This window comes from Lewinella cohaerens DSM 23179, assembly GCF_000379805.1.
GTDB classification, from domain to species: domain Bacteria; phylum Bacteroidota; class Bacteroidia; order Chitinophagales; family Saprospiraceae; genus Lewinella; species Lewinella cohaerens.
The window spans coordinates 17,933-43,629 of sequence record NZ_KB903535.1; the positions used below are offsets into that span (position 1 = coordinate 17,933).

Genomic DNA, 25,697 nt, shown 5'->3' on the forward strand with positions numbered 1-25,697 from the left:
GTCTAATTTGTTGTATTCCAAACTGTTAAGAAAGTCTTAACAGTGTCATGTTTCAATAAGAACCTATTGTGCCCGCATACGAACGGGCAATTCGACTTCTTCTCCTTTTCTCATCACTGTTAGTTGTAGCACATCACCAACTTTTGAACGCCCGACCATTTCCGTAAGCTCCGGTACATCATTAATGGTTCGGTTATTTACCTTAATAATAATATCACGAGGCAGTAAACCGGCATACTGTGCCGAGCCACCATCTACCAGTTCATCAATTACAACTCCTTGGTTAATTTCGACACCGAGTTCTACTGCAGCATCTGCATCTAATGGGTAAATACTCACCCCTAGAAACGCCCGTTGAAAACTTCCAAATTCAATAATATCATCTGCGATACGGGTAACCAGGTTAACAGGAATCGCAAAAGAGTAGCCTTGAAACATTCCGGTACGAGTAGCAATAGCAGTATTAATTCCTAACAAATTTCCGCTAGCATCCACCAAAGCTCCGCCACTGTTCCCGGGATTAACCGCAGCATCGGTTTGCAAGAATGACTCAATGGCATCCCGACCTGGAATTAATTCCAGGCTGCGCCCTTTGGCACTGATAATCCCTGCGGTTACGGTACTCGTCAAGTCCAATGGATTACCCACCGCTAAGACCCACTCTCCTATTTCTGCCTGGTCAGAGTCGGCCAGTTCAAGTGTTGGCAGGTCGACAGCATCAATTTTTATCACTGCTAAATCTACCTTATCGTCACGGCCAATTACTTCGGCAGTAAATTTGCGATTGTCATTTAATGTTACGGTTAGCGTCTCGGCTTTTTCTACCACATGATTATTGGTAACAATATAGCCGTCTGAAGAATAAATAACGCCCGATCCCGTAGCTCCTGAGGGGCCACCAAAAGGGCTACTATCATCAAAAAAGAACCGCAAAGGGTTATCCGTAGAACTAGAAGTACTGCCGGAAGCAGAAATATGTACGACAGAGGGGGTCGCCCTTTGTGCTGCTGCCTTAAAGTCAAAAGTAGGATTGAAGGGAGTCCCCCCTGGGCTAAGGTTTACTTGCCGAACAGGAAGCTCAGCCGTCGCTGAAATATTGGGCGAATGCTGGCTAAAGAAAAAAACGCCCGCCAGGGCAATGGCACCACCTACGGCGCCGGCCAGGATTGTTTTCCACCATTGTTGCATAAGTCCGATTTTTTTGGTTCTCTTAAAATCAAGAACAATTCTTTAAGTAGGAGTAAAGCGTACTCGCTGATCTGCGAATGCTTTTCCCAAACGAATAAACTACTTAAATAAATGCCCAAAAAGTAAGAAAAGTTGTACCAACTTATAGCAAAAGCTACCAATTAGCAACAGGACGCGACCAACTTACCAATACCAGGGATGAGCTGTGACTCGCTGAACATCGGTTGTCTCTGGCGCTAGTCGTCTGGCTCGGAGAAGGCTTTCACGCCGATGTGGTGCGTAATCTGGCCGATCCGGAAATAATTGTTGGATGGCATTGGCTCCATTATCCGAACCACTATGGATAAAAGCACCATCACCTAAATAAATACCAACGTGGGTGATTTTCTCTGTACCATCTTCCCGATAGCGCCCAAAAAACAAAAGGTCGCCTGCTTGTAACCCTTTCAGGTTTTCGTCATAATCAACCGCCCCCCCGGCGTGAACTTGCTGAGAGGCATCTCTAGGAATAATAAGCCCCTGCTGCCAATATACCGTCTTAGTAAATCCACTACAATCCATCGCTTTAGGGCTTGTGCCTCCCCAGAGATAAGGTTTCCCCAGCTGAGCTTTAGCGATTTTTTGCGTTTCTGAAAAAGAAAAGTGTTGTCCATCTAGCCACTTGCCAAATCCTTCCAAGGTTTCACTTAACACGTAGGCTTCTCGTCCGTCCGGATAAAGTACTTTGGTAAAAGTACCTTCTATCCCCTTTCTTTCAAGGATACCTCCTTTGACCAAATCACCTATACGCCTGCTATCTGTAGCCGCAGCTTGATAACTATAACCACTTTCTGCTTTAAAAACCACTCGGTCAGCAGATTTCCAAGCAGCCAATTCAGCAGAAGTCATCCGAACCAACTCGCCGCCATGCAACCAAGCCAGGTAACCATCCGGGCATTGTACAAAGAACCATTCTTCCTCTTGTTTCAAGACCCTTAGCGGGGTACCTAGTAATACCTGGGTAGCTAATTCTTGAGAATGCCCACGTTCAGAACGCAAATTAGCCACCGAATGCCGGCTTAAAGCATAAGTAGCTTCGCCTAATTCCACAGTGGGTAATACCTTAATACTGTCAACGATCTGATAGTCTACCGAAGCCAATGCCCTTAATAAACTATCCTTGGCTTCTGGCAGTGTAGTCTCTCCCCACAGGTAGAGTTTACCGTCTTCCATTATTGCGCCGTCTACATCTAGGCGGTTGACCCGACGATCCGGCACAAAATGAGCTTGGATTCCCTGTGTTAAATCGCCTAATGCTGGCGGCCAGGGATCAGAAACTGCGGTTTCACAGCTAAATACCAGCAAGAAAATGGACAAAAGAAGAGATAAACGATAAGGAAGCATACGTAAAATGTTGATCATAAATATGGAAACGAATAAAATCCGTTTCTGATTGTAAACCATTAGACTTGTTCTGCTGGGGCAGAGTGATGGGAACTCTGAGCCAAAGGCGATCAGCGCTGCTAAAATTGATGCATTATCGACTATGCGAAGTCTTTTTTGAGAAGCCTAGCCATAGCTAAGTGACTCAAAAAAGACACAGTGTGGGAAGATAAGGCGCAATTTGGCCACGATATGATCCCAGCAGAACAAGTCTATTGATCCCATACAAAAAACAAGCGGGCTGATAAGCGTTTATACTTACCAGCCCGCTTTTATCAGGCAAAATGAAACAAGTTCTTAATTCTAGTAAGAAATAGCTTCTGCACTTCTCATGCGCACACCAGCCTTAGATGGCTGATCTGGCGATTCGTTCAGGAACTTATTGGTCTGGTCAACATCACCGTCACCAATGGTAGAACCATTGTCTTCGAAAATATTGCCTTCCAATTGTGCTTCACAAACGCCGCGACCTTCGCGCTGGTTGTAGATAGCACCGCCCCGAACAACAGAGAAGTTGTCAATGAATGCACAGTCAGTGATTACTGGCAGACATTCACCGTATAGGCCGCGGTTTAAAACACCGGCACCATACATTGACTCATTGCCCTTAAAGCTGCAGTTTTTAATTGTTGGATTACAAGTGCCAAAATTTCCATCATTGAAAATAGCACCCCCGTTGAAGTCGGAGCGATTGTAAACGAATTGACAATCGCTGATTGTTGGTGATGTTTCACCATCGTTCGCGTAGTTGTAGATTGCAGCACCTTCCCGAGAGAAGTTATTCATTAAAATACAATTCTGAATAAGCGGAGAAGACACTCCATATTCACCGTTGTTGTAAATACCGGCCCCACAGGTTGTCAAGTCAGCTCCTTCTACCAAACCGTCGGCATAACCTCCAGTGATAATAAAGCCGTCAAGGATAGTGGCAGCACTAGCATTTTGGAAATAAACAACGGTATAAGTGTTGTCTTCAGGAACTTCCGTTCCAATTTCTCCACTTAGGATGGTCTTGGCTTCGCCTAAAACACGATCCGTTAGTTTCTTTTCCTCTCCAATAAAGCCGCCGTATACTTGGACACCATCAGGGATGATGAAACTTGCTGTACGATCTGCCTCATTAGTAGGAGTGTAAGTACCGTTTGCCACCCAGATGACATCTCCGGCTTTCGCCTTAGCCAGTACTTCTTGTAGGTTACTTGTGGCATCTTTCCAGGAGGTTCCATCACCTTCCCCTTCTAGTTGCACGAAGTAGTGATTGTTTGCCTGGACACTCATTGCGAGCCCTCCCAGAAAAACCATCATCGTTGTTAGTAAAATTTGTTTCACGCCTAAATTCCTTTTGAGTTGTTTGATAAAGACCGAAGGCAGGGACAAAAAAGTTCCTTTCTCCGCAAAATCATTTGGGAAGTAGTTAGTCGATTCATAGTACTCGATGGGATGACCGAATTACTTGAAAGCGATTTAACACCCTCCGTAATGGATGGCGTCAAAACAAAAATCAAACTTGGTGGGATAACTCTGAATAATCAACTGGGATGACAGTTAATTAGCCAGTTCAATAGATAGTTGAACAGCTTGGGATAAAGCTACAAAACTATCCCCAAAAGAAAAAATTTTTCCTTTGGTTTATTGGCGTGTTGGATTGTAATGTGTGCTAAATACCTACCAGTGGGATAAAAAGTAAGTATTAGCTGCGATTGTGCTTGTAAACGGCCCTAAATCAGATTAGTTTCGTTTAAAAGCTAAATTCTTCCGTAAATAACCGCAAAAGATTTCGTTTCACCAAATAAAAGTCGAAAAACGGGCCGAAAATTTATTTTACGGTAGGAAAGCGTTATTTTTCGCAATGCAACTGATCGCCGAAAATTTCTGAAGGCATTTTGATCAAATCATAACTTCTCCTCTAAAAAAGCGCCTGCTTTATTTACGTCTTGCAAAACGCTTCTTTTTATAAGAATCATTTTGCCTCTACGTTTACAAAGCATTCAACTGCTTTACCGGATTTCGCGAAACAACTTTACTTATACCTAGATTTATAGGTTTACACAGAGCGTTGTGCTGTAGGTGATATGCTAAGTATAGCAAATTGTCTAGAAGCAGAACAAAATCCAAGTATTTCCGTAAACACGTAAATAGTGGAAGCAATATGTCCAATGTACGTGACTTAAAACTTTATCTAAAGTCTTAAAAAACAACCATTGCTAAGAACAGGACCAAGCATACTCGAACACTATACCTATAATAATCCCTCCAGTCTTGAGGCTGGAATGAACATGAAACAACTTTAAATGATGGTAAGAAGAATACTCCTATCACTCTGTATCGTATTACTTTATATAGTAATAGGCCATACACAGGACTTCCACTACTCCCAATTTTCCAATGCTCCTCTTCAACTTAATCCAGCCTTAACGGGTGTTTTTGCAGGAGAAACCCGAATTTCGTCCAGTTATCGTAGCCAGTGGAATCAGGTTCCTGTATCCTACAAAACATTTACCGCTACCGCTGACCACAAGTACACCTGTGGTCGTAGTGGTCCGGGCTTTTTTGCTTCAGGCATTGCTGTAAATTATGATCAGGCCGGGGCGTCAAGGCTCTCCATGGCGCAGGTAGGTCTATATGGTTCCTATACTTATCCTTTAAATGACCAGGCTTTCTTTACAGGAGGGCTTACTTTCGGTTTAGGACAACGTGCCTTCGACACCGACGACCTGCGCTTCGACCGTCAGTTCGACATTCTCGTAGGGCAGTTTAACAGCAACCTTGGTAGCAATGAAACGTTTGCTAACCAAAGTCATATTTTCATGGATGCTGGCATCGGCATCAACTTTCGCTGGCAAGAATTGCAAAGTGGCGCTTTGATTGACCTGCTTGATCAGCGTTCAAAACTCGACCTGGGCATCGGTATTCATCACCTCAATCGCCCCGACATGAGTTTCATTGAAGATGAAAAAGTAAACCTCCCTGTCCGCTGGAGCCCTTATGCTAGCGGCACTATTCAGGTTGGCGACCCCGTCGATATACAGCTTGCCGCAATGGCTCAGTTTCAAAACACCTATCGCCAGTACCTGGGCACCGCAGGCATAAAGCTTCACATCAATCGCGATCCTGGGCAACAATGGTCAGCTTTACTGGGCGTTGGTTACCGCTTCGACGAATTTGGCGACGCTTGGTATCCCGCACTTGAAATCCACTATCATGAGATGCTAAGAGCCAGCTTGAGCTACGATATTAACATTTCTGACTTTAACATTGCAACCAACCGCCGAGGAGGACTGGAACTCAACGTTCGTTACCTCATCAAGAAGGTATGCCCATTACCTAACTTCAAGTTCTGTCCACTTATCTAATCCCTCCACATGAGCAAGCGAATTATGAAACGATTACTTCCCCTTTTTACCTTACTCCTCTTCTTTGGTTCCAGTGTAATGGCTCAACAACTGAGCGAATGGATCAACGCAGCAGATGCAGCCTACGCAAAAGAAGATTACTACAGTGCCTATCGTTATTATGACGTAGCCCTGAAATATGACACCTCCCGCATGGACCTCTGGTATCGCCTTGGCGAAAGTGCACAGGAGTTTACCGCATACACCACTGCCCAAAAGGCCTATTTAAGGGTTCATTCCAGCGAACAACGTGATTCTTTCCCGCTACTTAACTATCGAATAGCACAGGTTTTGCAAAAGAAAGGGCTCTATAGAGAAGCTTCTAATCTTTACGAACAGTTTGTAACCAGTGACCCTGATGGTGTAGACCCTGTATTTCTGGATGAAGCAGAGAAACAACGTATCAATGCAGAATGGGCTGCCGACGTAGCATCCAGGCCCGCAGAGACAACCGTCCGCCACCAAGGAGATGAAATTAATTCTCCGAATAATGACTTTGCTCCTTTTTATCAAAACGACACGCTTTTCTTTTCCAGTTTGCGATATTTCATCAAGAAAGATTCTATCCTGCCACGCCGCAGCCTGGCTCGTATCTTTTACCAGGAGCCTGGTGCCGAAAAAGTAGAAGAACTCCCTAAGTCGATCAATCAACCTGGTCGTATGGCTGCTCATAGCGCTTACGACAAAACGGGTAACACCGTTTATTTCACCCTTTGTGATTATAAAGGAGGAACACAAGATTTTCGGTGTGAAATATACTCAGCCATGGTCGCTAATGACGGCGAATGGGGTACCCCCAAGCGATTACCTTTGAATGACGCATTAGCGACCAATACTCAACCCAGCGTTGGTGTAGACCCCGCCACCAACAATCCCTTCTTGTATTTCGCGTCTGATCGCCAAGGAGGTAAAGGTGGACTGGATATTTATCGGGCAGAAATCCTACCTGGTGGTCTTTGCGGCCCGGTAGAAGCTGTTGATGTTGCCAATACAGATGGTAATGATGTAACTCCATTCTACTATGCACCTACCCAAAGCCTGTACTTCAGTACAGATGGACGGCTGACCATGGGGGGCTATGATGTATACCGCACCTCTTGGAATGGCCGTGGATGGGATCGCCCTACTCACATGAGTATACCTGTAAACAGTAGTTACAACGACTTGTATTACTCGCGTTTTCCTGGCCGAGAACAAGCTTATTTTGCCTCCAATCGCCCGGATTCTCTGGCCATTTTTTGGGATGATGGCAACGACGCTTGTTGTAATGATATTTACAGCGTAGGAATCACGGATGAAATCAAGCTCCTTGCACTGACCTTCCACGCATTGGAGCTTACGGAACTCCCTGGTGCCAGCGTTGCCCTTTACGAACTGAACCCTGGTGGTCGTCGACTCGTCGATAGTATACAAAATCCTACGGCCAACGACTTCAACTTCCTTGTCATCCCCGGCAAGCAGTATGAACTGGTAGCCACTAAACCAGGGTTTACGATTGACCGTGATACGCTAGACCTCACAGACTCTGAGTTGGCTAGCAAGAAAGAAATAGAACGGCGTTTGTACCTGTCGCCAGATTTAAAGCTGGATGTTTTTACTTTTAACAAGCTAGATTCAACCGCCTTGATCGGAACTACTGTCTATCTTTACGAATACCTTCCTGATGGAGAATTAGCTTTGGTAGATAGCATTGTGAACCCCAGCGGAAATGATCATCATTTCAACCTAAAGCGCGGTAATAAATACGAAGTTTTTGCCCGAAAAGACGGTTACCTTCCTGCAACAAAAGTCTCTATTGACACCAATGATCCAAAATTGGCAGAGGTATCCACGATACGCCGTGATTTGTACCTCGAACCGGGTTTGGTCTTAGAAGTATACACTTATCGTTTACTCGACAAACTGCCGCTCACAGGCAGCACCGTCTACCTTTATGAATACACCGACGAAGAAGGAGAAGTATTGGTGGACAGCACCACTAACTTTCAGGCACACCAATTTGGCTTCATTGTCAAAAAAGGCAAGCGTTACGTCATTCGTGGCGAACGCGAAGGTTATGGCCCTGCGCTTACTTCACTTGACTTGTCTGGCCCCGAAGTACCCGAAACAGGCACCTACCGCAAAGACCTTTACCTTGGGCAATTGCTCGAAATCTTCACTTTCGATGCGAATACAGAACTCCCGTTGCCTGGTGCTGAGGTTCGTTTAATTGACCCCAAAACAGGCGAAGTGATTGCGGAAAAAATCAACCCCGAAGGCAATGACTTCCGCTTTTCCATCAACCTGGATCATCCTTATCAGCTCGAAGTTTCCCGTAAGGGTTACAAGCCCGTTATGGATATCATTTCCTTCTCACCTGCCGATTTAGATGCCGGAGGAGGTAAGATTAGCTTCGATGTTTACCTCGAACCTTACGACGATCCTAATTCTATGTTGCCGCTATACTTGTACTATGACAATGACTACCCTAACCCAGGGTCAAGAAGCCCGACAACCAATGTAGAATATGTAAGTACCAACGTGGAGTATTACAAAAAGAAGCAAGACTTTATTCAAAACTTCACCGCAGAGATGGAATTGGAGGAAGCCTTCCGTACCCGCCGCCGCTTCAACGACTTCTTTAACCTAGAGGTCCGTGGTGGCCGCTATGACCTGGAAGAATTCTCTAAGCGCTTGCTCGCTTGGTTGGATGCAGGAAATACCTTTGAACTTGACCTTAAAGGCTTCGCTAGTCCACGGGCCGGTACTGTTTATAATGAGATACTAAGTGCACGCCGGATTCAAGCCGTAAAGAACTTTTTTGACCAGTACAAAGATGGTGAGCTTGAAGACTACAGAAAAATTGGAGCACTACGATTTAATGAACAACCACTGGGTGAAACCCAGGCTGATCCACGGGTTACGGATAAACTGGACGATCCCAAGAATTCCATTTTCAACCTATTTGCTTCACTGGAACGCCGCGTAGAAGTACGCTCAGCCGAATCCAACAAAGAAAACTAGGATGAAAAACAGGAATAATCAACGACTAAAACTGAAAAACGCAAACCCCATGAAGTTTGTCACAAACATATCACTTGGTCTTCAATGCCGCCATTGGCTACTGCTCGGCATAATTTCCCTACTCTCCTTTTCCAATGTTTTTGCGGAAGGGGTACAAAAGGTAGCTCCTACCGAAGATGATTCTCCGGTAATGCTGGAAACAGGAAACCCTGATTTCGGAAATTTCGCCATCTTCGATGGTCCTGAAAGCAGCCGCTTATACGTGACCATTGGCGACTTAAATGAAAAGGTCTTCCTGGCACTTTCTCCCGAGTACAACGCCGATGGTATTATCTTTGCGGGTACGTTTGCTCCACAATACCGATTCCGTATTCGACGGGCCATCGACGGTGCAGTTGTCCACGGTCCTTTCACTGTTACACCAAGTAATGCCAACGCTAACAACTGGGGCCAGACGGCTTTTGGCAACTATAGTATTACCACACTACAAAGTGGGGAGCTGATGTATGAATTTCAGCCTACTCAATTAGGTAATTACATTGTAGAATTCGCTGATGGTTCTTTTCCTGACTCTAACCCAGGACAAGTAAACATTCCTTTTTGGGATATCACAGTAGCCAACAATGGAGTACCAATTGACGGCCGTGTATGGTCGCGCAACTGGGCGTTTCGTACTCCCCAACGCGACATCACCAACCTCCCTGATTGTGACTGGAACCGGGAATTCAATGGAACGCTGTACTCGTATACAACGGACGGGTTCGTTTCCCGTATCGACTTTGCCGATGCTGGTATGCAAGGGCTATCCTTTAATATTACCTTCAATAGTACAGGGCCGGGCATGTCTGGTGACCTGACGGAAGATCGAAAATCAATCCCCGGTGTCAACGCAACGCTTAATTCTGCAGAGCACCAAATTTTCCTTTCAGAACCAGATATAACCCTTTTCCCTAGTGGTGTCTGTGGCCAGTTGACAACCCCCAACTCTTTTAACTGTATCAACCAAGATAGCTTCTGCCTTGAGGTTGCCGTTACTAAACCGGGGCAAGTAGAAGTGGTTTTAGACTTTAATCAAAATGGCATCCTCGACCCCGACTCTGAAGATGTCACTTTAGTATACGAATTCACGCAAGGGAACCTCAGTAACTGTATTCCATGGGATGGTTTGCGTGGTGACGGCACCCCTATTTCAGTTGGCGACACGATCGACCTCATATTTTTCTATTCGCAAGGTATCCAGCACTGGTCAGCCTACGATGTGGAATTTATGAAAAATGGCTATTGTATTGAAACCATTCGGCCTACTTGTGAACCTAATATTTCCTCCAATTTCCTCTATTGGGATGACCGCAATATCGTGGATGATCCCGGTACCGGAGCCGTAAAAGATGGCCGCAATGGCTGTGCGTGTGAAACCAACTGCCGAAACTGGGACAACTTCAATATCAACTCCTCTGATTGTGATAGTTTCAATGATGACGCTACAACTGGTTATGGAGACAAGAACACGATTAATACCTGGTGGTTTGCCAATACGACTACTGCCAGAAAAATCAATGTTCCTATCGTTCAAGGAACAGTAGAAGGCATTGATATAATCTGCCAAGGTGATTTAACGACCTGGGTTGCCAGCGACCTTGGCGCAACCGGCAATGTTACCTTCAGTTGGACTGGACCGGATGGCTTCACCGCCAATACTGCTGAAATATCAATAGGTGTTGCTGGTGAATACTGTGTAGCTATTATGGACGACCTAGGTTGTTCTACTAATATTTGTGAAGAACTCACCGTACTCAACCCCAATGATGGAAGCCTGATCTACCCTACTACCCTTAGCGGTTGTTTAGGATCAACCATCGAGATTATTCCAACAGGAAATTTAAGTGGTTACGCTTTTGAATGGAGTCCAATTACGGACTTGGATGACCCTAGCAGCCCTTCTCCAACATTTACCTTTGGCGGAGACATCACTTATACGGTTACGATTACCGACCTGGATACCGATTGTTCTTATACTCAAACGGTCGACATTACCGGCTTAATGGAGCCAGCCCCTAGCTTCACGACCATGACGGGTTGTGATCAGGGACTAACCATGAATTTTATCAATACCAGTACTAATGGAGGCACTTACGTGTGGGACTTTGGCGACCTTACCACGGTAACAGATATAAGCACCCTTGAAAACCCCAGCTATACTTATCCAGCTGCGGGGACTTACACTGTAAGCCTTACTGTTACAAGTATCGACGGATGTGTAGCAATGGTTACGCAGGACGTTGTTATCGTTGATGTACCTTTAAGCGCAGACTTCATGGTTAGCTACAATAGTTGTACGCCTGATCTTGTAGAGGTTCAGTTTACCAACACTTCTATCAATGGTGCTAACAATACAGACACCTACGCATGGGTTTTCGGCAACGGCAACGGTACCAGCGACTTGGAAAATCCAATACTCACAATTACCGGCAATCAAACATTTACTGCCGTACTAACTATTACTACAGTGGATGGCTGTACATCAGCAAGTGCTACCCAAGATGTTACCATCAATTTGGGGCCACCTACTGATCAGTTTCCGGATTTATACCTAGTATGCCCTGGTGACTCTATTCAAATTATGCCAAGCGGAGACCCGTCCTTTACTTATAGTTGGAGCCCAGCTACAGGTATAAGTGACACCAGTTCTCCGCAGCCATTTTTCAATCCGGCAGTCAGCACAACTTATACCGTTACCATTACCGCTTCTGGTACTGATGATTGTATCGTTATCGAAACGGTGGAAGTATTTGTACCTCCGGTGATCGATTTAGCCGTAAGCGGAGGAGGAAATTTCTGTACATCAACAGCTACCTTGACTGCTACGGCAGCAGTACCTGCAACTTTCAATTGGTTTGATGGCAATACCTTGGTATTTACCGGCGAAACCTTTACACCCGCATTATCAGGCACGACTACCTATACGGTTACTGCCACAGATGCCAACGAATGTAGTGAAACAGCAGAAGTAACCGTCAGTGGAGGCTTGGTCGACATTGAAGTCCCTGACACCCTGGCTATTTGTCTGGGAGAAGAGATACTCTTGAGTGTTACCAACCTCGACCCTAATGACACCCTGACCTACCTGTGGTCACCGTCAGAAGTGTTTGTGCCTGGTACCGATACCTCTGCTACTCCGGACTATATCGAAGCCAGCGGAGAAGTAACCGTCAGTGTTCTAGTCACCAATCAGTTTGGATGTAGTACGACCGAAAACGTACTGGTTATTGTACCTCCTGCAATAGACTTGGAAGTAGTAGGCGAAGGTACTTTCTGTACGCCTACAGCTACCTTAACAGCCAGCGCTGCGATTCCTGCCACCTTTGAATGGTACGATGAAAACAACGTATTGGTCAATAACGAAAGCACCTATGTAGTAGAACTTTCAGGTTGCCATACTTTCACTGTGATAGCAGATGATGGTACAGGTTGTCCTACCGAGAGCCAGGAGGTCACCGTTTGTGGTGGACCTGTGGATATTAGCGTAGCAGATACCCTAGCTGTTTGTTTAGGGGAAGAGCTACTGTTAAGTGTTACCAATCTTGACCCTAATGATAACTTGACTTACCTATGGTCTCCTGCAGAAGTGTTTGTGCCTGGCACCGAGACCTCTGCTACACCAGATTACATAGAAACTATCGGACAGCAGGATGTTACTGTTGTCGTGACCAATCAGTTTGGTTGTACAGTAGAAGAGACGGTTCATTTGGCTGTGGTTGATCCCGCTATCGACCTGAGCTTTACAAGTATGATCGACTGTAATGGTGGCACTGTTTCATTCACTAACACCAGCACTTCCGCTTTCGGCTACGTCTGGGACTTTGGAGATGGAACGGGCCCTAATTATGAAGAGAATCCCGTACATACTTATGCAAACTCCGGTACTTATACCGTCACTTTAGACATCGTCTATGATGTTAGTTGTTCAGAAGCGTTTACGATGGAGGTAGAAGTGGAAGAGCCACAGATTTTTGCTGGTTTCACTTATGAAATTACGGAATGCTCTGCTAATTCGGCCGTGATACAGTTCTACGACACTTCCACCAACACGCTTGACAATACGAATAGCTGGAGTTGGACTTTCGACAACGGACTTCCTCCGACGAGTGTTTTACAGAATCCACAAACAACCGTCTTTACAGAAGGGCCACTAACGGTAACGCTAACCATCGGAACAGCTAACGACTGTAGCAATACCATTACAGAAATACTGGAGATAGACTTCGTTGATTTGGATATTTCGCTTTCGGATACCCTCGTGGTATGTCTTGGTGATGATATTCAACTCAACCCGGACGGTGACCCTGACCTTACATACAGTTGGGCACCTATCACTGGATTGGATGACCCTACAGCTACCAGCCCTATTGCAACGCCACTGGAAACAACGACTTACTTTGCAACAGCTTACTCCACCGTTGGAGCAGACACTTGCTTCGTGACCGACTCCGTAGTGGTATTTGTTCCAGAAGACATCATGTTGGAGCTCGACCAAGAACCCGTTGTTATTACCTGTGGCGAAACGGTCAATATCAACGCAACCGTCAATTCTAATGCTAATGTTGACATCCAATGGTGTAGCACCATCGATGGCGTGATAGGTACAGGTAGTAGTATCAATATCAATCCTTTCCGTACAGATACAATTATTGCAAAAGCAACGGATGAATTTGGCTGTATGGCCATGGACACGATCATCGTTGTCGATAATGGTGTAGATATAGAACTGGGCGATGGTGGCGAGATAACAGCCTGTGAAGGTGTGGATACTACGCTTACCATTATTAACCTTGATGAAGATGATATCCTCACCTACAGCTGGAGCCCCGAAGAAAACATTATCGGGCCAACTGATGGCAGCAGTGTAAATATCATTGTCAATGAACCAGGCACCGTTATTTTCACTGCGATTGTGGTCAATCAGTTTGATTGCCAAGATACAGTGATGTTTACCGTTAACGTACAGGAATTTGAAGGAGAGGTTGCTGATACTTTATTCATTTGTTACAATGAATCTACACCGATCAATCCAGGTGGTAACCCTGATTACCAGTACAGCTGGTCACCGACGACAGGCCTTGATTTAAGTAACCCTGCTAATCCAATAGCGAGCCTTACAGAAAACCAGACCTATTATGTCACGATTACTGATCCTACAACATCATGTACAGATAGCGATTCGATCACCGTCATCGTGCAGCCAGATATTGACTTACAAACGGAAGGCGGTACACAACTTTGCGAAGCGGCACCGGTAGTCTTAACCGCTACTACCGCTTTAACAGCAAATATTGTCTGGTACCTTGATGGTGATTCCATTGGCATGGGCAATACGGTCACTGTTACGCCACCCAATCTGGATGGCTGCTTCACCTATACTGCTATCGCTACCGATCCACTTACGGGTTGTGCGCAAAGCAGTAGCCAGGAAATTTGCCTACAAATCTTCACAGATGAACTTCCGCTGGAGGATGTTATTGTTTGTGCAAATGAGTCTACAGCCATCAATCCGGGTGGTGATTCTACCCTCATTTATACCTGGACACCAGACGATGAGTTTATTGATCTAACGAATCCATGGAACCCTGTTGTAACGACGGGGATGCCGCTCACCTATTTTGTAACCGTAGTGGACACGAGTTTTGGTTGTTCCGTTATTGATACAATCAACATTGATATTTCTCCTGAACTCAATCTTTCGATTAGCCCTGAGAGTATCATACTGTGTGACCCCAGCGACGTAACCTTGACCGCCAACACCGACTTCCACGCAGAGAGTATCACTTGGTTCTTATTACCAGGTGACACGCCTTTGGGCAGTGGTATCGAGATCACCTTTACACCGCCAGCAGGTGCCAGCCAAGCATACGCTGTTGCTACCAGTGATGCTGGTTGTACAGAACGTGACACCATCAATATCAATAACTTCCCGCTGGATGTGACCATCACTGACACGCTGATTATCTGTGAGCCTACAGCAACAGTAGACTTATCTGTGCTAAATGGCGACCCCGATCAGGTACTTACCGTAGCATGGAATCCAGAAGGCGTATTGACAGCATTGGATCAATTTACCGTAACCGTTGACCCTAACATCACGACCAGCTTTAGTGCAACGGTGACCAATCAATTCGGTTGCTCTACGGTCTTGAATACCAGCGTAACTGTTATTGACCTTCTGGGAGACCTTAGTATTAGCGTTGATCCTGACACCATCTTACTTGGTGAATCTTCGACCATTACGGTAGAAGGTTGTATTGGTTGTACCTACGATTGGAATCCGCCAGCTGATAATAGCCCAATCATCGTTGTTACGCCAGATGAGACAGGAGACAATTTTTACGATGTACTAGTGAGTATTTTCGGGTGTGAGTTAATCCTCGACACCAGTGTCTTTGTCATAGATGGCACCTGTGATGTTGATCATGTATACCTACCCAATGCATTTACACCTAATAATGATGGTGACAATGATGTATTGCACTTACGCAGTAATTTCCTTCATGAACTTACAGAGATGGAGCTTCTAATTTACAATCGCTGGGGCGAGGAAATGTTCCGCACTCAAGACCCCTACCAGGGATGGGATGGCACTTACCGTGGTGAGCCATTAGCTCCTGATGTATACGGCTTTTACCTGCGTGTATTATGTCCGAATGGAGACGAGCTCGTACAGAAAGGAAATATCACTATCCTAAGATAGTATTGCGCAAAAACCTAATTTAGAATAAATTAAGGATTGCGTTAAAAATCCATTAAACGGTCGGCTACCTATTGTAGTCGACCGTTTTTTTTAGCAGTTTTGGTTCGGCAATTAGCTAAAGCCTCAGCTGTTCAAACTAAAAAACCTACTACTCATGAAGAAATTCATTCTGCTTTCCCTCTTGTTCGTTTGTGCCACTTTTAGCCTCCGCGCACAAACCGAAATCAAAGTAAATCCGCTTGCACTCCTTTTCGTCGGCATTGGCGTAGGCGTGGAATACGGTGTCAGTGACGAATTCGGAATCGATCTCAATGCACTTATTATCGAAGGCGGCGGCGGTGTATGGGTGGCAGGTAAATACTACCTTAATCCACGTCAGGGACTTGACCGCTTCCACATTGGTATTTTTGCAGGTGCTGTTACCGACCTTGATCCGGGATTAGGCTTTATGATTGGTCAAAAAATTGTCTCTAATTCTAACAGGATTCTTTTTGACGTCGGTTTAGGTATCGGCCGAAGTTTTGATGGAGGCGTTTTGCCTTACGGCCGATTATCTATTGGTTATCGGATTGGTGGCTGATAATTAAAAATCAGAAGTCGAAAACAGGAAGTGGGAAGTCGGAAATAATGTATTCCGGCTTCCCATTTTATATTTCGAATGAGCCCTCTTTTTGAAAAACGAAGGCTCAACTTATTTCTGTACTGTCCTTAAAGGTTTAACTTGGGCGAAAATAGTTTGAATTAGAGATGATAACAACGGATGTATGTATTGTCGGAGCTGGCCCGGGAGGAGCAGGAGCAGCATTGAAATTAAGTTATTTAGGTATCCCTTCCTTGGTAGTCGACAAGGCTTCCTTTCCTCGTGACAAAATATGCGGAGACGCCATCAGTGGCAAAGTAACCACCCTTTTACAGCGGCTCGATCCTAATATACTGGAACGATTTCGTACACTCGCCTCCAACATTGATGTTTGGGGCATTCGATTTATCCCTTCCAGTGGGCGTGCTTTAGAACTTCCTTTTAAACTCAACTACGACAAAACGCAAGAAGATTCACCAGGCTATGTGATGAAACGTAACGATTTTGACAATTTCCTGGTGGAAGAAGTACGTCTCCGATCAAATATCGACCTACGGGAAAATACGGAAATCAGCAGCTACACCCGCACCGCAGAAGGATGGTTATTGAAAGACAAAAGCGGCGAATTAGAAATACGTTGTAAAATCCTTTTAGTAGCCGATGGAGCCTACTCTTATTTCAGTCGACACATTGCGGGCCACACCAAAGACAATGCCCACTATGCAGCAGCACTACGGGCGTACTACAAGGGTGTTACGGGGTTCCACGATGACAATTTTATTGAACTTCACTTTCTCCCTGAACTTAATCCAGGGTATTTCTGGATATTTCCCTTACCAGATGGTGGTGCGAATATAGGCTTGGGGATGCGCAGTGATTTCATCCAAAAACGTCGTTTAAATCTTAATGAGTTATTGGAGCAGGCTATTCAAAATCACCCTGAAATAGCGGTTCGTTTTAAGGATGCTAAACTAGAGGGTAAAGTAGTCGGCTATGGCTTACCGCTAGGCTCAAAAAGGCGTTCTTTATCTGGCGATAATTACATGTTGCTCGGTGATGCTGGCCACCTCATTGACCCACTTACTGGCGAGGGGATTGGCAATGCCTTCTATAGTGGCTTCATAGCAGCTGAACAAATACAGCAATGCCTGGCGGAACAACGCTTTGATGCCGAATACCTAAAGGCTTACGATGTGCGAGTAGACAGAGTGCTTCGCGCTGAAATGCGACTAAGCTACCAACTGCAACGAATCATGCGCATAGATTGGCTAACCAACCTAATTACAGGCTTCATTGCCAACAACCCCAAAATCATCGACCTTCTCTGCCGAATGTATACAGACTTTGATCTCCGCAAGCAACTTGTCCGCCCGTTCTTCTGGCTTAAGATCTGGTGGAAAAAAGGAAGACTGGTTAATTAAAATAGAAGCTATTCCACTATTTAAGGTCAGTATTACCTTGCAACTCATTTGTGGTTTCAAAAAAGCTAAATGTTAAATTCATTGGATTTACTATTCTTGCTACTTAAAAAGTGACAAAAAACATAGATAACAAGAGCGTGTTACTTGTCCCTCTAAAATAAAATTCAATTTTTCTGTAGCAAAAACTACATTTACAACCCACTCAAAAACAACCACTTAAACAAACAAGCAAATAAAGCACAAGTCTAAATCCTATTAATCACCTCCAGAAAACGCCCTTTATATAAGCTTTCAACGAATTGTAGTAAGACTGATATTCGCAAGTGAAAATTCACTTTTATTCAGAAAAAACCTACAAAAATGAAAAGCTTTTTTTATTCTCTTCTCCTGGCTTTTGGCGCACTTATTCTACCAACCGGGGCCGTCAACGCTCAAATAAATTGTGACAATGATGGTTGCTTCATGGTTGATGGAATGATCGACCTAAGTACTGGAGTCACCAACTTGAACCCTGGCAGTATTCCTATCGCACCAGGTGCGCTTGATCCTTCTTGGTCCATCACCTTTAGCCCATTAGGTGTAACTGATGCTTTTCGGCTAGGTAATGTTCCTGGAGGGTGGTTTCAAGGAGGCCAATGGATTTCTTTTGACCCTTCCGGTATCTTCCCTAATCAGAATACCGACGAGTGGTTTACCTTTCAGCGTTGCTTTTGCAACTGCACCCAAGACGTCCTCATTGAAGACTTAAATGTTTATGCATCAGGAACCATTCGAGAAGTCAGAATAGATGGTGTACCCCTACCAGGGTCTCAGACGCTGAACAACCCACGTCTGCCTGGTGCTCAGGATGCATTTACCCCCTTTGTTGCCCCTGCATGGCAAGATGTTGGTTCGCGCCAGTTCTGTATTGAAGTAGATGTTTGGATCCCCCAAGAAATGAACCCAGTTACCCCAGTAGCTTGCTTAGTTACCGGCAATGTTCAAGGAATAGGCCTACAGTCTGACCAGCCAGGATGCTGTGAATCAAATGTAGAACCAGAACCGGGCAATATCATCGTCAATAAATTCCACGATATCAACTGTGATGGAGAACGTCAAAGCAATGAGCCTCCATTAGCTGGATGGGACTTTCAGCTTATTGACCCTAATACACAAGCCATCATCACTACTTCTACAAGTAATGCCAATGGGCAGGCGTTTTTCAATAACTTTTCTCCCGGAGTTCATATCATTAAAGAGGTTATCCAAGCCCCTTGGACACCTACTACGCCAATAGGTGGTCAGCTACAAACCACTATTATATCAGGCGCAACGACCTCTGTAACTTTTGGAAATTGTATCCAAGAGGTACCACCACCATCTGATGATTGTTGTGATCAGGATATAGAAGAAGCCTGGAACGAAGATTTTGAAGGATTCTCTTTTTTCTCCAGTAATTATTCCACCGGTCAATTAGCAATGCCTGGTAGCTATGAAGTCATTAATAGTACGCAAGCAAGTGCTCTGAGTAACAATGGCTGGGTTGTACAAGGGTTTGATGCTAGTGGAACTTGTAGTCCAACGGCTAACTTCCTAGCCATAAATGGTCGTACAGGGCAGACAGGAGACAATATGGTCTACCGTTCAAGTAACTTGAATGGCTCCCTGGTGGCAGGCCGCGAATATCAGGTTTGTGTACGGGTAAAGCAACTCGATCAATGTGTCTTTAATGTTACGCCAGTTGTTAGAGTAAATATATTCAAACCACTTGGCAGTAATACTGTATTCCAAACACCTGCAACGACCATTAATGCTGGTGGAGGCAACTGTGATTACCAGACAATCACAGGTACCTTTACCCACCCTGGTGGAGGTGCTTTGAACCCAACTAATTTAACCATTACTTTAGATGAAACAGGAATAGGTGATGGTAATGACTTTGTAGTCGATGATATTTCGATTCGTGAAGTGGCACCCACCCCTAATAGTCTAGCAAGCTTTGGAGGAGGATTTTCAATACTTAATAATGGATTGATATCTGTATTTGCAGCTACCCAAACCTTACCTGCAGATTGCGAGGGCCGGTGGGAAATTTGCGAGGTTGATAATAACGGAAACTACATCAATTGCTTGAGTGATCCCAACTGGGGAACATTTACAACTTTCCCTGGCTACAATGGAGGTTCTCCTAATGGGACGTTTTTTGGTGGTACTCTCTACCGAATATTCCGTTATGTAAAATGTGATTGTGAGTCAGAGACCGTTCAAAGTGGTAGTGTAGGAGATACTGAATCAGAAAGTGGCACCATAGAAAGCACCCCCTATGAAGAAGGGCAGGGAGAAGATGCTCCATTAATCGAGCTCACCTCAGGCGGTACACCGTTGTCCGGACAGTCATTGAACTTGAAAACATCTCCTAACCCGTTCTCTGATTTTTTCCTGATCGATCTACCTACTGATCATAAAGCTGGTAATTTCGAAATCTTTGATCTTAATGGAAGAATGATCAAAAAGGTAAACTATACACGAGACGATCACCAATTAAGCATTGACCTAAGTAGCGCTCCTAGTGGAACTTATCTATTGAAAACCGTTATTCAAGATAAACTTAAAGTCATTAAATTGATTAAACAGTAATTCAGAATGGTGAGCATCTTAAATTAAAATAAGATGTTCACCATTATTTAAGCACCCCATACAACCATTTTCAACTACCTCTACTCTTTAAGGGGTAAATTGTTCAACTACTCATTTTAAGAAGTAGCTGATAACCCCAAAAAATGTCTGCCAGACAACCTTGGCAGAAAAAACGCCTTAAAAAAATCATTCTGCGTAACATTTTGCAGAAATAAGAGTTAGAATTAATGTTGGCTTAAGTTTCATAACTAGTGAGTGTAAAGTTGAAGTCCTGTGGTAATATCCGCAGGGCTTCTTTTTTGTTGGCCCTCTACCTCCACTCAACTCTCTCTGCGTTTACCACGTTAAATAAGGCATTACTTCTTACTATTGCCTATATTCTCTAGCTTTTAGTATTTTTAGAAAAGGAACAATCCTTTATTGAAGTCTTACCTACTATGTGGAAACCTACTCATTTTCTCCCTGTCTTAATCTTGCTATTAGTAAATAGTTGTGCCAATTACAAGCTCAACTATGCGCTAGAAGCGCAAGATTGGGAGCAAGACCTCCCTCCTGACACCTTACCCAGTTATTCCGTTTATCTTATTGGTGACGCAGGCGCAGGAACCTCCAACTGGACACCACCAACCCTAAGCGCATTAAAAAACACCCTCGATAGTGCAACAAAAAACAGTGCACTGGTCTTCCTAGGAAACAACACCTACCCCGATGGGATGGCACCCAAATCATCCCCCCTTCAAAGAGAGCAAGCAGAAGTTGCCCTCAATCATCAGGTAGACATTTTTGCTAACTACCCAGGGAAGGTTTTCTTTGTTGCGGGCAATCATGATTGGGACCAATTTGGCGTAAAAGGAGTAAGAAGGCAGGCCAATTATCTAGACAAAGTTTCTAATGAACAAGCAGAAATGTTACCTCGTCCTGGTTGTGGCGATCCTATAGAGGTTGAGCTTACAGACGACATTACCCTCCTCTTGATTGATAGTGAGTGGTGGCTGACCAATTGGGAAGGGGAAAAAGAGATCAACGAGGGCTGTGAAGCAAAAAGCAGAGCTGATTTTGCATTCCTCTTACAAGAGGCGATGAAAAGTAATCGCCGAAAAGAATTGATAGTGGCCATGCACCACCCTATTTACAGCAATGGTCCGCATGGCGGAAAATTCACTTTTAGTGAACACATCTTCCCGCTTCGGGGAATCAATGACAACCTCTATGTCCCCTTACCTGTAGTGGGAAGTTTCGTTCGTTTTTTACAAAGTTCAATCGGGACGCGGCAAGATTTAGCCAACTCTACTTACAAAGACCTCAGGAACCTAATGCTCAATCAGGCCAATACCATTGGCGATGTTATTTTTGCAGCCGGTCATGATCACTCTTTACAGTACTGGGACCTCGATCAACAACATTTTATCGTTAGCGGTGCGGGATCAAAAACTAGTGCTGCAAAAACCGGCAACGGTGCGCTTTTCACCTATGGTGGCTACGGATATGCTCAATTGAACTACTACCCTGACGGCCAGGTATGGGTGCAGTATTTTGCCGTCAACGCCCTCGGTGAACAACACCTTGCCTATCAGCAACAAGTAAAACCCAGTTACGCTGAGCGAGGTGATATAGAAGAAGAGATTATAGAAGATGAGTTCAATGAGAATCTGCAGCAAACACTCCCCCTCAGTACGGTAGATTTTACCCGAACAAATGCTGGAGAGGCAATCTGGGGCAAGCACTACCGCCAGGCCTACGCCACTGAAATGAACATCAGGGAATTGGATTTAGCCGCACGTGGCTTAATTCCGGTAAAGAGAGGTGGTGGTTTTCAAACCAATTCGCTTCGCTTGGAGGATACAACGACTAAACGTCAGTATACCCTTCGCTCTATCGACAAAGACCCTAGCCGAACAGTTCCTTATCCCCTGAATACAGATTTGATACTTGATGTAGTGCGGGACAATTTCTCCGCCTCTCACCCTATTGCAGCAGTAGCTGTTGCCCCATTAGCCGAAGCAGCAGGCGTGTATCATGCCAATCCCGAAGTGGTCTACTTGCCTTCTCAAAAAGCACTGGGAGATTATAATAAAGATTATGCAGGAGCAATCTACCTTTTCGAGGAAAGACCTGATGACGAAGTATGGGAAGATGCTGCTGCCTTCGGCAACCCTGAAGATATCGTCAGTACTTTTAACATGATCGAGGAGGTCCGTGAGAGCCATGACGAACGTATCGATCAACGCTGGACCATTAGGTCTCGCTTATTCGACCTCATAATCGGAGATTGGGACCGCCATGATGATCAGTGGCGCTGGGCCAAGATAGACAAAGGTAAAAACGAATACTATCGCCCTATTCCTCGGGATCGGGATCAGGCTTTTGCCAATTATGATGGCTTTATCTTTAATATTGCTCGCATTGTATCTCCAAAGAGTAAACAATGGAGGCCATTTACAGATAACCTTGGGCGAACCCATTGGGCCACCTATAATGCTTTCCTTTTTGACCAAAGTTTCCTGACCGATCTAGGTTGGGAGGATTGGGAAGAAGCTATCCGTCATTTACAGACGACCATGACGGACTCTATTATTGAAGCCTCCTTTGTTCAAGCTTGGCCCGAACCCTTCCTTAGCAGAGATGCACCTGCGATCATAAAAACAATCAAAGGACGACGAGACAAACTCGTGGATATCGCCAGAGATTACTATACCTTCCTGGCCAAACAGGTCGATGTTCTAGGTACCGATAAAAAAGATTTGTTTTTGGTTGAACGCATTGATAATGCACATACTCGCATCAGGGTATTCGACACAAATAAAAAAGGAAAAAGAGAAGGCCTACTTTACGACCGGATTTTCCTGAGTAGTGAAACTAAAAATATTTACTGCTACGGTTTAGGCGATGATGATATTTTTGAAATCCGAGGAGAAGTAAATTTTGGCGTTAATGTTCACTTAATCGGAGGAGAGGGCGAAGACGAATTTGATGACCAATCTATTACCAATAAGTCAGGTAGGTTAGTCACCATTTACGATTTCATCAGCGAAAAAAATGAGTTGAGTAATACCAGCGATAGTAAGGATAGACGGAGTAAACGCCCACAGGAGAATTTATACAATCGTCGAAGTAAAGCCTATTTGCACAATTTTAATCAAGCATTGCCTTTCATTGGCTTTAATCCAGATGATCGCATTTTTATTGGTTTCAAAGGAGTGTATACTCGTTATGCCTTTCGAAAAGATCCTTATGCCAGTCAGCATTATTATGGCCTAATGGGCTCTGTGAGCACCGGCGGAATACGAGCCAATTATACAGGGAACTTTTCAAACATCATTGGACGCTGGGGCTTACAATTCGCCGGAGAGTTGCAGACACCACTCTACGCCAGCAATTATTATGGTCTAGGCAATGAAACCATCAATCCCGAAGAAATTCTAGGCCGTGATTACAATCGCTTGAGAGAACGACGAGTCAGCGCAGGCTTAAAACTAGCTTGGCGCCCCAATGATCAATTCGAACTACTCTTGGGGCCACGCTTAACTTCTACCCGCATTGAGCGTACACAAGGGCGATATATCGATGCTGTAGCTGATCAATTCCACCCGGAAATTTTTGACGGTATCGAAATGATTAACCTCGAAGCCAGTCTACGTTTCAACAATGTTGACCAACCAAATTTCCCCACGCGTGGTCTACGTTTTGAATTGAACACCGGCTGGGCTGATCAATTAGATGAGGAGGAATACAACTTCCCATTTCTGNAAAGTGAGCTGGCCATGTATCAGCAACTTGACAGCCGTGGCAAGCTGGTTTTGGCTACCCAGCTAGGTGTTTCTCATCGATTCACCGAGGACTATCCCTTTTTCCTGGGTGCCCAGCTCGGTGGTTTGGGCCCGGATGGTAACCTTCGTGGTTTTCGGAGAGATCGCTTTACCGGGCGAACCGCCTTCTACCACAATACGGACTTACGCTGGAAAGCACTTTACTGGAGCAATAATGCCATACCGATGTCTATAGGTTTTTCTGCCTCCTTTGATTATGGTAAAGTAAGCCTGGAAGATATTGAAAGCGAAAAAATACATTATAGTTATGGTGGCGGCGCATTCTTCACCCCGTTTGATTTAATGACCATCCATATCGGATGTTATTCCGGGAATGGAGAAGAATTGCGCTGGCTCGTTGGAGGAGGTTTTTTCTTTTAATGCCAGGGGGCTCGGTTGTCATATGGCAAATTCATGAATTTGCCATATGACAACCGAGCCCTAGGCCTGGGCCTGCTTGCAAATAACCATCCTTTAAAATAAACCCACCCGTAACAAGATCACGCGCCAAATCGAGGCTACCGTCTAAATCGAGATAACGAGTAGCATTACTAGCTAGTGCTGCGTGGAGTGCAGCCGTAATGGAAACGATAGATTCGTCGTTACAACCCCACATCAACTCAATGCCAGAACGTTCGGCAACGAAGGCTATACGACGGGCTTCCGTAACGCCACCGCATTTCATCAGTTTAATATTAAAAATACCATAAGGCTGAGCTTCCGTCGCGAGAAGTAAAGCATCCGTAGCATTATGTAAATCCTCATCTGCAGCACAAAGCTTCCGTAAATCAGCAGGTAGCTTAAGCTGAGCGGCAGGGCCACTTAGAGCATCACCAGCCTGCACCTTACCACGGTCATGGCCAGCAGGGAAAGGCTGTTCGTAAAATTCTACACCTAAATGTGCTGTTGCGCTCGAAAAATCAATCAAATCTTGAGGATTATACCCTTGATTGGCATCAATGCGGATAGGAATATGAGGGCCAACCGTTTCTCTGAGCTTTGTAAACACCTCTACATCTTCTGCTACGCTTCTTCCTGTTTTTAGCTTAATGACCCGAAAGCCCTCGGCGATATGTTCTCTTGCCTGTTCCAGTGTTTCTTCTACGGATAAGATACCAATTGTAATAGAAGTGGGTAGCTTTTTATACCGAAGGCCCCACCAGTCGACCAAACGTACCCCCAAGTGTCGGGTAAATGCATCGTGCAATGCTACATCTACCGCCGCCAAGGCCGCAGGTTGCTTAAACATCAATGGGCGCAAGCCCGCCAAAATTGCAGGGAAGGTTTCGATTGTGGCTCCGTGTAAGGCAGGCTCTGCTATTTCTTTAAGTACCCGAAAACTTTCGTCTACACTTTCACCTGTCACTCCTGGCNAAGGAGCAGAACAACCGATACCGCAGGTACCATCGGCAAGTTCCAATACTAGAAAGACATTCTCTACATCAGAGATAGTTTTAAAAGCAATGGTATATGGACGAGTGAGTTCCAGGTTTTCCCGGATGATCTCTACTTTAGTGATTTTCATAA

11 protein-coding genes are annotated in these 25,697 nt (G+C 44.8%); 7 read left to right on the forward strand and 4 right to left on the reverse strand.

Annotation, left to right across the window (positions count from 1 at the left end; genetic code table 11):
* Window positions 1-63 precede the first annotated feature (63 nt).
* From A3EU_RS0105830 to A3EU_RS0105840, 3 genes are all read right to left on the reverse strand, one after another.
* Window positions 64-1,188, reverse strand: coding sequence for a S1C family serine protease (locus A3EU_RS0105830; RefSeq protein ID WP_020535195.1), 1,125 nt, complete (start codon window positions 1,186-1,188; stop codon window positions 64-66).
* Window positions 1,189-1,371: 183 nt separating this feature from the next.
* Window positions 1,372-2,589 carry a C40 family peptidase gene (locus A3EU_RS29550; protein ID WP_169433323.1) on the reverse strand — a complete coding sequence of 406 codons (1,218 nt, stop codon included), beginning with the start codon at window positions 2,587-2,589 and terminating at the stop codon, window positions 1,372-1,374.
* 324 nt (window positions 2,590-2,913) lie between these two features.
* The gene (locus tag A3EU_RS0105840; protein WP_156825673.1) at window positions 2,914-3,939 is read right to left on the reverse strand and encodes a right-handed parallel beta-helix repeat-containing protein; all 1,026 of its coding nucleotides are present in this window, start codon (window positions 3,937-3,939) and stop codon (window positions 2,914-2,916) included.
* A 962-nt stretch (window positions 3,940-4,901) separates the two neighbouring features.
* On the opposite strand from A3EU_RS0105840, the gene A3EU_RS0105850 reads away from it, so the two are divergent.
* From A3EU_RS0105850 to A3EU_RS0105880, 7 genes are all read left to right on the forward strand, one after another.
* Entirely contained in the window at window positions 4,902-5,963 is a 1,062-nt protein-coding gene (locus A3EU_RS0105850; protein WP_020535199.1) for a PorP/SprF family type IX secretion system membrane protein, read from the forward strand.
* 9 nt (window positions 5,964-5,972) lie between these two features.
* Window positions 5,973-9,005 carry a hypothetical protein gene (locus A3EU_RS0105855; protein WP_020535200.1) on the forward strand — a complete coding sequence of 1,011 codons (3,033 nt, stop codon included), beginning with the start codon at window positions 5,973-5,975 and terminating at the stop codon, window positions 9,003-9,005.
* 49 nt (window positions 9,006-9,054) lie between these two features.
* Complete coding sequence (locus A3EU_RS0105860; RefSeq protein WP_020535201.1) at window positions 9,055-15,747, forward strand: PKD domain-containing protein; 6,693 nt, start codon at window positions 9,055-9,057, stop codon at window positions 15,745-15,747.
* Window positions 15,748-15,901: 154 nt separating this feature from the next.
* Window positions 15,902-16,327, forward strand: a complete 426-nt coding sequence (locus A3EU_RS0105865) for a hypothetical protein (protein ID WP_020535202.1) — start codon at window positions 15,902-15,904, stop codon at window positions 16,325-16,327.
* 167 nt (window positions 16,328-16,494) lie between these two features.
* Window positions 16,495-17,748, forward strand: coding sequence for an NAD(P)/FAD-dependent oxidoreductase (locus A3EU_RS0105870; protein ID WP_020535203.1), 1,254 nt, complete (start codon window positions 16,495-16,497; stop codon window positions 17,746-17,748).
* 360 nt (window positions 17,749-18,108) lie between these two features.
* Window positions 18,109-20,364 carry a T9SS type A sorting domain-containing protein gene (locus A3EU_RS0105875; RefSeq protein ID WP_020535204.1) on the forward strand — a complete coding sequence of 752 codons (2,256 nt, stop codon included), beginning with the start codon at window positions 18,109-18,111 and terminating at the stop codon, window positions 20,362-20,364.
* Between the two features lie 437 nt (window positions 20,365-20,801).
* Window positions 20,802-24,551, forward strand: a complete 3,750-nt coding sequence (locus A3EU_RS0105880; protein WP_020535205.1) for a metallophosphoesterase — start codon at window positions 20,802-20,804, stop codon at window positions 24,549-24,551.
* A gap of 31 nt (window positions 24,552-24,582) precedes the next feature.
* Here the strand turns inward: A3EU_RS0105880 and A3EU_RS0105885 are convergent, their stop codons facing one another.
* Window positions 24,583-25,695 carry a mandelate racemase/muconate lactonizing enzyme family protein gene (locus A3EU_RS0105885; protein WP_020535206.1) on the reverse strand — a complete coding sequence of 371 codons (1,113 nt, stop codon included), beginning with the start codon at window positions 25,693-25,695 and terminating at the stop codon, window positions 24,583-24,585.
* Between the last annotated feature and the right edge of the window lie 2 nt (window positions 25,696-25,697).